We start from the raw sequence: 12,049 nt of genomic DNA, 5'->3' as shown, positions 1-12,049 counted from the left end.
TCACAAAGCCGCGGTAAACACCCGCGGCTTTTTTGTATCTGAATCCTAGATAATGAGAAATCTTCTCATATGTCGGTGAAGGATGTGGTATTTAGGACCGTAATTCACCTAGGTATGGATAAGATTTTTTAATCCAAACATCGTTGGCATGAATAAAAAACGAGCGATTATATATCAAATATCTGATTAATTTTTATCCACCCTCCTTAAAGTTCCATTTTTGTTGTCTCATTTTTAAGAAAAAACTTTGCTTAAGTTGTAGTGTTCCAGAAAATAAAGCAAACGTTTGCGTCGTGATTGTGTGGGGATTTTTTGCTTAAGATCACATGTTGTTGAGATTTTTGATGACAATAAATTGACAGAATTGGGATTTTTCTCGCGATTTCTTAGCGTTATAGTTCACCCCGTCAGTGATACCGAGATGGCGATATGTATCACTGAACAGGAAATGTACGTAAGTAGCTTCCATAAAAAAAATGCATGTGCATAAAAAGAAGCTGACTAAGTATCTCACTCAAGGAATGAATAAAAAGAATTGAAATACAACGTCAGTCAGACGGCGCATTTCGGCATCTAACAAAAGAACTTCTTTAGAGGAATCAATAATGAAAAAATTAGCAGCGGTAATTTCAGCGTCTCTACTTATGGCTTCAGCAGCACAAGCAGAAGTATACGTTGGTGGTAAGATGGGTAAGTCATGGATGGAAGACGCGTGTGTAGCGGGCCAGGCTTGTGACAAAGACGACTCTACTCTTGGCGCTTTTGTTGGTTACGAAATGAATAAATACTTCGCAGTAGAAGCAGGTTTCGACAACATCGGTGATTTTAACCAAACTTCTTTCGGTGGCCATGTAGAAGCAATCACTCTTGCACCTAAATTCAGCCTACCAATCACTGAAGACATCGCACTTTACGGTAAAGTGGGTGGCGCTTACGTAATGTTTGATGGCAAAGATGATTACTCTTACCTAGGCGCAGCTGGCCTTGAGTTCAACCTAAGCCAAAACGTAACTGCTCGTGCGGAATACCAAACTCTGACTGATATCAGCAACGATGTAACTCGTGCGACAGGTAACACAGCAACACTGGGTGTTTCTTTCAAATTCGGTGGCAACGATGAGCCAGTAATCGTAGAAGAGCCAGTTGTTGTTGAAGAAGTGGTTGTAGAAGAAGTCGTAGAAGAGCCAGTAGTTGTAACGAAAACATTCGAAACTCAAACAATCGGCACTGGTAGCTTTGATCTAAACAGCACAACTCTAAAACCAGAGAGCGCTGCAAAACTTGATAACCTAGTTGCTTTCCTAAACGAGCACCCACAAGCGAACGTTGAAGTTGTAGGTTACACAGATACTTCTGGCCCAGCAGCTTACAACCTAAAAGTTTCTGAGAAACGCGCGGAATCTGTAGCTAACGCACTTGTTGAAAAAGGCATTGATTCATCACGTATTCAAGCGCGTGGCGAAGGTGAAAACAATCCAATCGCTTCAAACGACACTCGTGAAGGTCGTCAGCAAAACCGTCGCGTAGAAATCGTTGTTCCAGAATTTGAATACCAAGTTCAGCAATAAGCTTCTATCCGACCGTAGTATAGAAGACTAAAGCTGAAAGCCCCAAAGAGTTCGCTCTTTGGGGCTTTTTCATTTCTATTTGAAACGGACTGAAAAGTTAAAAACGGTAAACATCACTTGAGGTCAATGCTGTTTAAGCGCCCCATGAACGTTAGGATTTCCAAGTTGTCTTTATGTGCTTCTAGCAACGCTTTTTTGGTTTGCATGTAGGCGGCAAGCTTGCCGTATTTACTAATAGAGCGAACCACCGTTTTGTATTTGTAGTCACCGTCGTCATTGAACTCTCGCCACTTAGCGATGTAACACGTATCTCGGTTATCTGGGTTTTCAAGAGTGGGGTTAGGCTTGTGAACAATTTTTGGCTCAACGCTGTGTGGGAGTCTGGTCATGAGATAAGGATCCTTCAAAAGACGTCGCCAAAATTTGCCCCACATTTGCCGGCCTAATTCGTTTCTCAGCTTAATGGCTTTTTGTAAGCCTTTCTTTTCTCCAATACGAACAAACCCAACCGAGCGGTGCAATACCGTGTCCTCGGGGGTATGGATATGAATCTTAAAGGCAGTCTTGCCTTTAGAAATAAAGCGGTGTCCAGTGTTAGTTATTAAATTGCTCTTAGACATAGTGCTAACTAATAATTTTATTAATAGCCAAAAGGGTAAGCAAAACTCATAGATAATTAAAGTAATAAAATACAAAACTGTAAATAGGGCTTGTTGAAATGATTTCAAGGGGAAGAGGTCGGAACAGTAAAAGGTTTTATCTCGTCGAGTAAAGGAGTGAGACGATCATATTGATTACTGAAGAAATTGTTTCACACGTTACTTGGAAACGCTCTGTGAAGCTCGAAATAGTGGATACAAAAAAGCCTTAGCTCAAGTGGGAGCTAAGGCTATGATATGGCGCCCCCAGTAGGATTCGAACCTACGACCTGTCCCTTAGGAGGGGACTGCGCTATCCAGCTGTGCCATGGGGGCGTAATACCAATAGTTGCAGTTCATTGAACCGTTTTACTGAATGCAAACCTAGCAACTTTGTTTAGGTCTTTATCAGTATCACTTTGAACGACTCACTACGGTCATTGGTATAATCAAATAAGATGCGCTGCCTATGATATTCAAAAGTGAGCATATCTCAAGACTTAATGTTTGCTTTTATAGGATCTTGTTCATTACGTCGCCAATTTGAACACTAGAGGCTAAATTTGGCTGATCAATCGTCAGCTCGGCTTCGTGTTCGTATATACGAGATACCGTCAATGTAATTTCACTTTGCGATACTTTATTTCTTGGTAATCCGTTTTGGTCGATAAATGATGCGGTGTGCCAAAGCTGCAATTTGTCTCCCTCTTTTACGCCATGCATACGGCCGAGATCCATCGTTACTGTATTGCCGAAGACAGCAACGACCTCTGGCAGCGTAATTTTGCAAGACAGCTCTGACTCTAGATCCAGCATTATATTGCGACTAACGCGTAGCATCATCTCGCCATAGGTCGACGCCCAAAAGCGCGCACTGCGAGTATCCACTTGGCTCGTTTTGGCAAATGGCCAACGCGCCACTTCACGGTAGGCTTTGTTGAAGACTTCATGGCCAGTTTTACCATCAAATACTTTCATCTCTAACGCAAACTGACGATTGATGATGTCATCTTGCAGTAGTTGAGATTCGACCGTTGCAGTGAGATCGGTAATGACTCCCCCAATGATGTATTGTGCGCCGTTGTCTTGTGCAATCATTTGAGTACGAGCGGGATAGTTACTGCTAATTGAATAGTCCGTTGTACCCACAGATACAAAGCTGCGAGAGGTTTGATCCAGCTGGCGATTCACCACGCGGCTAAAATCGTCACCCACTTGGTAAATCTGTCCCATCACCGCTTGTTGTGGTGAGGCAACCTCAATATTGCCGACAAGGATCGTCTTTTTGTATTGATCGGTGTGGCAACCCGTTGCCGATGGATAAATATCGACGCGAATTTTTACCTCGACTTTACCTCGACGTTTACGCTCAGACTCGACCAAAATGTAACGGACTTCATGGTTGGTAAACTGGTACTCGTTACGGCTTTCTTCTAGTAGCGGCATCAAATTGCTAATACTGCCAATATCTGCGCCCGAAAAATTGACGGCTTTGAACAGCGCGTCTTCCAACGCATGGAGCCTTGCCGTCTCTTCTGAAGAAACGATAGTGGCAACGCCTGTTACTTCATACCAAGATGCCATTACTTTAAAAGGCACAAGCATCACTAAAGTGATTGAAAACAGACTGTTTAATATTTTTTTCATTGATTACAACCGTTCGGGTATAAATATTGCTTTAACAACTTCAGTGAAGTTTGGTGGATTTTTCTTCGTTAGGCAAACAAAGAAAAAGCAAAGACTGTTCCAATATTCACTTTCTTAGAAAGGAATTAATCAAGAACGGTATCACCTCAGATTATCTGGAGAATCAAACCATGAAAAAGTGGCTTGTCGCCGCATCGATGATGACGCTTCTGACATCGTGCGCGTACTCACCGATTTACAATGGTAAAGAACCGTACTCGGGAAGCCAGTTCATGCTTATGGATAGTCCACGTCATACGATGGACTTTTTCATTGAAAGCATGACCGAAGACCTGATGGTTTCTAATGTGGCGGTATCTGCGCGGACACCGATTGCGATTACCTCGTTTGTAGATCTACAAAATATGGATGCAACAAACTGGTTAGGTAACTCGGTCTCGGAAGGTTTTATCCATCAGTTCCAGCGCCGAGGGTTCAAAGTGGTTGATTTCAAAACTACGGGCTCTATCCAAGTGACGCAGCAGGGCGATTTTGCTTTAAGCCGTGATTGGCAAGATCTGGCGCAAGAGCAACAAATTCAGTATGTACTGACCGGCACGATGCTGCGCCAAGAGGGCGGGGTGCTGGTCAATGCACGTGTGGTCGGTATGCAGAGCCGTGTGGTTGTAGCAACGGCGCAGGGTTTCCTTCCGGCTGACCGTATTGGTCGTGACTTAGATACGTTAAACAGTATCCGTACGCAAGATGGCGTGTTGATTCGCTCAGACCCAACCATTCGTCAGCCGTACACTGTGATTCTGCGTCCATAGGATAGAAGCATGAAGAAGTTATTATTTATTATTGCCACACTGATATTAGTGGGGTGTCAGCCACTACAACAGATGCGTCAAGATGAAATCTTAGTGGCAGTGGGTTATGCGAGTGTCAGTGAGCAAACAGGTCGTACTGTTGAAGAGAAGCGTGTACGAGCGATGCGCGCATCAAAAATTGATGCGTACCGTGAACTAGCAGAACAAGTGTATGGTATGCGTGTTAGTGGACGTGCCGAACTGCAAGACCAGCGTTTGGGTATTGAAAGTACCACTGGTGCGGTCGATGGTGTAATTCGTGGTGCAGAAGTTGTGCGTAGTTATCTTGTTGAGGACAGTTACGTTACAGAGTTGCGTCTTGATATTCGTAAGATGGATAAGCTACGTGATTACGGAGAAGTTCAACAGGTGCCTGAGAAGCGTCAACAAACCTTGTTCTAATGCACTAAGCGCATTACTTCAGAAGACCAGATAATCTTTCCCGCGGCTGATTGGCAACAATGAGTCGCTTTTTTATATCTACATTCTAGAGATGGTGGGGCAGGAGTGACGTTTAGGCTTTTATATTGGTGCCAAGTGTCGAAATAGTATGGGTTTTGCCACCGGCATTGTAGGTCATGCCCACTTTGCCATGAGTTCGCTGAAGCATGTTATTGAGTTTATTGAAACTCAGCTGTGCGCGACTAAGCGATTCACCATTTACTTTGTTGACTTGTTGACAGTCGAGGACGATCGATTGGATTTGAGCAACAACCTGACTTAGGTGCTCATCTTCAGTAAGTTGATTGACGTGCGGGTGAGAGGCGATTCGCTGATCAGTTGTTCTAAGCTGATCAATGAGTGTCATCTTCTGTTTGGCTATACTCTCAATCTCGGTAGAGACACGCGCAGTTATCGCTTGTGTTTCTTGACGCAAAACAGCAGAAAGTGCCTTAGCATTTTCTAGTTGGAAATTGACGAGATCGACTAATGCTGCCATAAAATACTTACCTTCGGCCTAAGTCAGTTAGCTTTTGCCTTGCAATTCGTTTTCAAACTTAATCATGTTGTCGGCCAATTTTTCAGGATCGACTTTGTATGAACCGTTTGTGATTGCTTCTTTGATTGCCGCCACTTTGGCACTGTCATAGGCCGGAGAAGCTGCCATATCTTTTTGGAGTTTGCTAACGGCTTTGCTTTGCTGGCTGAGTGATACAGCGTCTTGTTGTGCGGGTGCTTTTTTCGATTCAGTCGTGCTGGTAGCATTGGAATCGTTACGCGCAGGTGCACGACTTGTCGTCGTCATCATTTGCCCTGAACGTATATTATCTATACCTGCCATGTTTAACCTTTGCCTTGTATCGTAATACTGGTATCCAGACTATCGACCAGTGCAAAAATAACTTTAGTCATTTTTTGCATTTTTATTGATCAGTTTAAACACGCTACCAGTGGGTGTTAAAAATTAACAGTGATTTCCGCAATGCCAGTCACTATGCCTTCTATTATACGCTGTGACTTATCATTTTTCACTCTTACTTGATCGCCTGCCGCACCATCTTGCAATGCTGTGCCTTGCGTGGTGATTGTCATGCCAGAATTCACCGCTTTAATTGTGACCTTTTCATTCCGGCAAACGACACAGACATCATTACGCTCAACAACATCACCTAAGCGAACGTTGCGTTTTAGCTTTGCGCCAACCACTTGATCGTAGTTAGAAAAGCCATCTTTGCGAAAGCGCTGAAGCTCGATCATGGAAGTGGTGACATCCGACGCGCTGACGATTTCTCCTCTCCCTAGTGTTCGTGTTGCGACGATCATTGGTACCGATACCGAGATCCGTACAGGCACATAGACTTTCCAGTCATCCGGTGGACATTCCACTAGAACATTGATGTTGCTTCGAGTACTGCTGGTGGAAGAAGCTGACGTATCCAGGGGCAATGGGCAATCCGTTGCTTTTATTCTCGAGTCGATATCTGCCGCATTAACAGATAGCTCGCCACCATCAGGCTGATCAACTGTAGCAAGAATATGTTGTTCTGCTGCCGTTTTTATTTGCTCGATCTGATTATCTGAAGCTGAATGAACAAAAAAGCTAAACATACTGAGCAAAATGCCGATAGACTTAGCGTACTTTGTAATTAGCGCTCTACATATTGTCATAGTCAATGGTGTCGAAGTGAAAGTGAAATACGCCATACTGTCTCCCTGGTATCGTGCTTGCCAGTGGTAGAGTATCATTTAAAAACAAAAAGTTTGAGATGGAGATGAGCATATGACGGGGATTCTTGACTCGGTGAATCAGCGTACGCAACTCGTCGGTCAGAACCGATTGGAATTATTGACCTTTCGACTGATGGGCCGACAGCGCTACGGCATTAACGTATTCAAAGTGAAAGAAGTACTGCAGTGCCCTAAGCTGACTTCAATGCCAAATCTACACCCGCTGGTAAAAGGTATCGCTCATATCCGCGGCCATACCGTGTCCGTTATTGATTTGAGCCTGGCAATTGGTGGCCGCCCAACCACTGATCTGGATAAATGTTTTGTTGTTATCGCAGAATTTAACCGTACGATCCAAGCATTTTTGGTATCATCGGTTGAGCGTATTATCAATATGCATTGGGAAGCGATTTTGCCGCCGCCAGACGGTGCGGGTAAAGCGCACTACTTGACCGCAGTGACGAACATCGACAACGAGCTGGTTGAAATCCTTGACGTTGAAAAAATCCTGGCGGAGATTGCGCCGGTTGATGAAACGATGGATTCCGCTATCGGTGAAGAAATCGCGCAAGCAGAACAAGAAAAGCCTATTGTACGACGTATATTGATTGCCGATGACTCGACTGTCGCGCGTAAACAGGTAGAGCGTGCGATTACATCAATCGGTTTCGAGGTCGTATCTGTCAAAGATGGCAAAGAAGCGTACAATAAGTTGATTGAAATGGCTCAAGAAGGCAATATCTACGATCAAATTTCGTTGGTTATTTCCGATATTGAAATGCCAGAAATGGACGGCTATACCTTAACGGCTGAAATTCGCAGACATGCCGATTTGAAAGACCTTTATGTTATCCTCCATTCTTCATTAAGTGGTGTATTCAACCAGGCTATGGTTGAGCGTGTAGGTGCCAATACCTTCATTGCGAAATTTAACCCAGATGAATTGGGTAACGCGGTTAAATCTGCATTAACACAATAAAAGAGACATTAATGACTGCTATTACAATCAGTGATCAAGAGTATCGTGACTTTAGCCGTTTTCTAGAATCGCAATGTGGCATCGTGTTAGGTGATAGCAAGCAATACCTTGTGCGTAGCCGACTGAGTCCTTTAGTGACGAAGTTTAAGCTCGCATCGTTATCAGATTTGCTACGTGATGTTGTTACAGGGCGCAATCGTGAATTACGAGTGGCCGCTGTGGACGCGATGACGACTAATGAAACCTTGTGGTTTCGAGATACTTATCCGTTCACAGTTTTAGCTGACAAATTATTGCCAGAAGTAGCGGCAAGCAAGCGCCCAATCAAGATCTGGTCTGCAGCCAGTTCATCGGGCCAAGAGCCGTATTCTATTGCAATGACGATTCTGGAAACGCAACAGCGCAAGCCGGGTTTGTTACCAAACGTGTCTATTACAGCAACAGACATTTCAGCAAGTATGCTCGAAATGTGTCGTGCAGGTGTGTATGACAATTTGGCTCTAGGGCGCGGACTTTCACCAGAACGTCGCCGCACCTTCTTTGAGGATGCGGACGGTGGCCGTATGAAAGTCAAAGACAACGTCAAACGTTTGGTGAACTTTCGTCCACAAAACTTGATGGACAGTTATGCACTGATGGGTAAGTTCGACATTATTTTTTGTCGCAACGTGCTGATTTACTTCTCACCGGAAATGAAATCAAAAGTGCTTAACCAAATGGCGAGCAGCTTAAACCCAGGTGGTTATCTGCTGTTAGGGGCATCAGAGTCGCTAACTGGTCTGACTGATAAATTTGAAATGGTGCGCTGTAATCCGGGTATCATTTACAAGCTTAAATAGCGGTATCTCTTCATTGATAAAAAGCCTGACCTCGTGTCAGGCTTTTTTTGTTTGCTGGTTTCCTGCCTTCGAGTGTTTCCACGTTTTCACTTGCTAAATTGAAGCGCGATTTTGCCTTGTTCCCTCATCACGGTGTATCTTTATTAAGTGAACAAAGTGAAACGACATGACATTCCAGTCACTTTGGCTCACTTATTGCTATTCCAATGGGTGATAGCTATTAAGTAGATAGAGCGCTTTATGTTTTTGGCATGCTAATTGCTTTTTGGTTATCAATCACGGTCAGTTCTTAATTGTAGAGGCAAACATGGCTATATCTTTTGACAATGCACTAGGCATCCACCAGCACACGGTGGGCGTACGTGAGCGCAATGCTGAGGTGATTTCCACCAACATTGCACAAGCCAACACGCCTGGTTACAAAGCAAGAGGTTTAGACTTTGCGAAGGAATTGCAAGCGGCAACATCTGGGGCAAGCATTGGTCTTAGTCGTACGGATGGTCGGCATATTCCTGCCACTACAACGTTGGTCGGGGACAAGCTATATCGTCTTCCTACGCAACCTGATACGGGTGATGGCAACACGGTTGATTTGGATTTAGAGCGTAACTTGTTTATGCAAAACCAAATCAGACACCAAGCATCACTCGACTTTCTAGGCAGCAAATTCAAGAACTTAACCAAAGCAATCAAAGGGGAATAATTTAGATGAGCTTATTTAACGTTTTCAATGTGACAGGTTCCGCAATGAGCGCTGAATCCGTTCGTCTGAACACTACCTCAAGCAACTTGGCGAACGCCGACAGTGTCAGCAGCTCTGCGAAAGACACTTATAAAGCGCGCCATGCTGTGTTTGGAGCTGAGTTAAGTAACGCCATGCGTGGCGGTGATACGGTGCCAGTGAAAGTGATGGGCATTGTAGAAAGCGATAAACCGCTGAGTGCGGAGTACAACCCAGACCATCCCCTTGCAAACGAAGAAGGCTACATCTACAAGCCGAACGTGAATGTAATGGAAGAAATGGCGAACATGATTTCAGCTTCTCGCGCATACCAAACCAATGTGCAAGTAGCTGATTCTAGTAAACAAATGCTGCTGCGTACGCTGCAGATGGGTCAATAAGGATAAGGAGGTAGCGTATGGCCGGAATTAACAACGTTGGTCAAAGCGGCTTGTCCTATATCGACCAGCTTAAAAGTCTACAAGAGAGTAACAAGAAGACGGAAGAGAGCACGGGTAAGCAGGACCTAAAGCAGGAAGACTTCTTATCATTGCTCACGAAGCAATTGTCTCAACAGGACCCTTTTAAGCCGGTAAGTAATGACCAGATGATTGCGCAAATGGCTTCATTTGCGACCGTTGATGGCATTGGCAAGATGAACACTCAGTTTGAGAGTTTGAATTCGTCAATGACATCAAACCAAGCGTTACAAGCTTCCTCTTTGGTAGGACGTGACGTATTGGTCCCAGGAGCGGCAGGTGTGAAGCAGGACGACGCGCCAATGGCGGCAATGGTTAAGCTTTCACAATCTATCGATAATCTGTTTGTTCGTGTAGAGGATGAAGCTGGCCAACTGGTTCGTACTTTTGAGGTAGGAGCGAAACCAGCCGGCGACACGCGTGTGCTTTGGGACGGTAAAGATGAAAGCGGAAATCCACTGCCTGCTGGCAAATACAAAGTGAAAGTGTCTGGCTTAGTTGAAGGGGAGTCGCAAGAGTTCCCAGTATCGACATACGCCAACGTAAACAGCGTATTGCTCGGCAAAGGTGACGGAAACGTATTACTCAATCTGGCTGGTTTTGAATCGCCAGTTCGACTTGCAGAAGTATTGGAAGTTGGCAAAGCGTAGTCATAGCTCGCTAGATTAGGAGATTTTGGAATGTCATATGTATCTTTAAGCGGTTTGTCCGCCGCCCAACTGGATTTGAACACCACCAGTAACAACATTGCGAACGCCAACACGTACGGCTTTAAAGAGTCCCGTGCTGAGTTTGCTGATGTTTACTCTAACTCTTTATTTACTAACGCAAAAACCACACCGGGTGGTGGTGCGCAAGCAAGCCAAGTGGCGCAGCAGTTCCATGAAGGCTCAAGCATTTACACCAACAACCCAATGGATCTGCGTGTTTCGGGTACAGGTTTCTTCGCCGTGGCGAAGGAGCGTCTGACTCCACAACAGAATGAACTGACACGTAATGGTGCATTCCATTTAAATAAAGAAAACTACATGGTGACCGCGAACGATGAGTTCTTATTAGGTTACCAAGTGGATCCAAGCTCTGGTGAGGTTTCTTCATACGAGCCACAACCTATCAATATTCCTGCTGAATTTGGTAAGCCAAAGCAAACAGCAAACATTGAAGTGGGCGTGAACTTGCCAGCTAACGGCGATTTGAAAGATCCAACTCAGTTTGATTTTTCAGACCCAGATACATACAACCGTTCAACCTCTTCGACTATTTATGACTCGATGGGTCAGTCTTACAAGCTAACGACGTACTACTTGAAAGATCAGACTCAGCCAAACACGTGGAACACTTACTACACCGTGACAGATAAAGAAGGTGAAAAGCCTTTAAACGTTGCGGCAGGTGATGCACAAACGCCAACAGGCCATGTGGGGCATACCATGAAGTTCAACAACGATGGTACGTTGGCGAGCTTGAACAATGGTCAGCCAATTACGTCTGTGGCACTGGGCGATCCGGCGACGAACACGACACCAGTCGATATGAATGGTGCCGATCCTGCGCAGACGCTTAACTTCGGTTTAGGCTCGGCAACACAGTTTGCTGCTCCGTTCGAACTGACTAAGTTCGATGAAGACGGTGCAACAACGGGCTTCCTAACCAAGGTTGACTTCGATGAAAACGGCAGCGTAATGGGGACTTACTCAAACGGTGAAAACGTCACATTGGGTCGTGTCGCGCTAGTACGTGTTCCAAACGAGCAAGGTCTGGATAAGAAGGGCGGTACGCAATGGGATTCAACTCAGTTCTCTGGTGACAAGATTTGGGGTGAATCTAACAAAGGCTCTTTCGGCACCATCAACAACGGTATGCTGGAACAGTCAAACATTGATATGACGCAGGAGCTGGTGGACCTGATTTCTGCTCAGCGTAACTTCCAAGCAAACTCACGTTCGCTAGAAGTGCACAACCAGCTACAACAAAATATCCTGCAGATCCGATAATCTGCATCATCAAGTTAGGCGAGCTTTCGCCACTTGGCTTGATAACATCATGACATTCATCTGATGCTTAGCCTGAAAATACCTCAGTTCAGGTTAAGCATGCTTTGATCTCTGATTTGCCGCCGTTGCCGCCATGTGGATCAAAACCTTGCCCCTTGTTGCAGTTT

General features: G+C 44.8%; 14 protein-coding genes and 1 tRNA gene. 9 read left to right on the top strand and 6 right to left on the bottom strand.

What is annotated here, in order from left to right; all coding sequences use genetic code 11:
- Positions 1-605 precede the first annotated feature (605 nt).
- Positions 606-1,568 carry an OmpA family protein gene (locus NL645_RS11720; RefSeq protein WP_006743033.1) on the top strand — a complete coding sequence of 321 codons (963 nt, stop codon included), beginning with the start codon at positions 606-608 and terminating at the stop codon, positions 1,566-1,568.
- Positions 1,569-1,681: 113 nt separating this feature from the next.
- Here NL645_RS11720 and NL645_RS11715 read toward each other — a convergent pair whose 3' ends face one another.
- From NL645_RS11715 to NL645_RS11705, 3 genes are all read right to left on the bottom strand, one after another.
- Complete coding sequence (locus tag NL645_RS11715; RefSeq protein WP_031780328.1) at positions 1,682-2,188, bottom strand: hypothetical protein; 507 nt, start codon at positions 2,186-2,188, stop codon at positions 1,682-1,684.
- A gap of 277 nt (positions 2,189-2,465) precedes the next feature.
- Positions 2,466-2,542 (bottom strand) — tRNA-Arg (locus NL645_RS11710).
- A 177-nt stretch (positions 2,543-2,719) separates the two neighbouring features.
- Complete coding sequence (locus tag NL645_RS11705; RefSeq protein ID WP_048626114.1) at positions 2,720-3,853, bottom strand: flagellar assembly protein FlgT; 1,134 nt, start codon at positions 3,851-3,853, stop codon at positions 2,720-2,722.
- Positions 3,854-4,023: 170 nt separating this feature from the next.
- On the opposite strand from NL645_RS11705, the gene NL645_RS11700 reads away from it, so the two are divergent.
- Together NL645_RS11700 and flgP are read left to right on the top strand one after the other, a co-directional pair.
- Positions 4,024-4,662: a FlgO family outer membrane protein gene (locus NL645_RS11700; RefSeq protein WP_005382013.1), complete on the top strand. Its 639-nt coding sequence runs from the start codon at positions 4,024-4,026 to the stop codon at positions 4,660-4,662.
- 9 nt (positions 4,663-4,671) lie between these two features.
- Positions 4,672-5,103: a flagellar assembly lipoprotein FlgP gene (gene flgP / locus NL645_RS11695; protein WP_005393144.1), complete on the top strand. Its 432-nt coding sequence runs from the start codon at positions 4,672-4,674 to the stop codon at positions 5,101-5,103.
- 112 nt (positions 5,104-5,215) lie between these two features.
- Here flgP and NL645_RS11690 read toward each other — a convergent pair whose 3' ends face one another.
- The 3 genes from NL645_RS11690 to flgA all read right to left on the bottom strand — a co-directional run bounded on the left by NL645_RS11690 (position 5,216) and on the right by flgA (position 6,846).
- On the bottom strand, positions 5,216-5,641 hold the full coding sequence (locus NL645_RS11690; protein WP_046874280.1) for a flagella synthesis protein FlgN: 426 nt from the start codon (positions 5,639-5,641) through the stop codon (positions 5,216-5,218).
- 27 nt (positions 5,642-5,668) lie between these two features.
- Positions 5,669-5,983 carry a flagellar biosynthesis anti-sigma factor FlgM gene (gene flgM / locus NL645_RS11685; RefSeq protein WP_005382018.1) on the bottom strand — a complete coding sequence of 105 codons (315 nt, stop codon included), beginning with the start codon at positions 5,981-5,983 and terminating at the stop codon, positions 5,669-5,671.
- A 116-nt stretch (positions 5,984-6,099) separates the two neighbouring features.
- Positions 6,100-6,846 (bottom strand): flagellar basal body P-ring formation chaperone FlgA, encoded by a 747-nt coding sequence (gene flgA / locus NL645_RS11680; protein ID WP_253651739.1) that lies wholly within the window; start codon positions 6,844-6,846, stop codon positions 6,100-6,102.
- Positions 6,847-6,922: 76 nt separating this feature from the next.
- Between flgA and NL645_RS11675 the strand changes: the two genes are divergently transcribed.
- The 6 genes from NL645_RS11675 to flgE all read left to right on the top strand — a co-directional run bounded on the left by NL645_RS11675 (position 6,923) and on the right by flgE (position 11,882).
- Positions 6,923-7,849, top strand: coding sequence for a chemotaxis protein CheV (locus NL645_RS11675; RefSeq protein WP_005382022.1), 927 nt, complete (start codon positions 6,923-6,925; stop codon positions 7,847-7,849).
- 11 nt (positions 7,850-7,860) lie between these two features.
- Complete coding sequence (locus tag NL645_RS11670) at positions 7,861-8,688, top strand: protein-glutamate O-methyltransferase (protein ID WP_005393137.1); 828 nt, start codon at positions 7,861-7,863, stop codon at positions 8,686-8,688.
- Positions 8,689-8,995: 307 nt separating this feature from the next.
- A complete protein-coding gene (gene flgB / locus NL645_RS11665; RefSeq protein ID WP_005382026.1) occupies positions 8,996-9,391 on the top strand; it encodes a flagellar basal body rod protein FlgB in 396 nt (131 codons plus the stop codon).
- A 5-nt stretch (positions 9,392-9,396) separates the two neighbouring features.
- Complete coding sequence (flgC, locus tag NL645_RS11660) at positions 9,397-9,810, top strand: flagellar basal body rod protein FlgC (protein ID WP_005393132.1); 414 nt, start codon at positions 9,397-9,399, stop codon at positions 9,808-9,810.
- Between the two features lie 17 nt (positions 9,811-9,827).
- The gene (gene flgD, locus NL645_RS11655; protein ID WP_253651738.1) at positions 9,828-10,538 is read left to right on the top strand and encodes a flagellar hook assembly protein FlgD; all 711 of its coding nucleotides are present in this window, start codon (positions 9,828-9,830) and stop codon (positions 10,536-10,538) included.
- Positions 10,539-10,568: 30 nt separating this feature from the next.
- The gene (gene flgE, locus NL645_RS11650) at positions 10,569-11,882 is read left to right on the top strand and encodes a flagellar hook protein FlgE (protein WP_005393123.1); all 1,314 of its coding nucleotides are present in this window, start codon (positions 10,569-10,571) and stop codon (positions 11,880-11,882) included.
- Positions 11,883-12,049: the final 167 nt, after the last annotated feature.

The sequence above is a fragment of the Vibrio sp. Y51_MX_L26 genome (assembly GCF_024181935.1).
In the GTDB taxonomy this organism is placed as follows: Bacteria; Pseudomonadota; Gammaproteobacteria; order Enterobacterales; family Vibrionaceae; genus Vibrio; species Vibrio diabolicus.
Note: the sequence above shows the minus strand (reverse complement) of the source record. Positions and strands in the feature narration are given on the sequence as shown.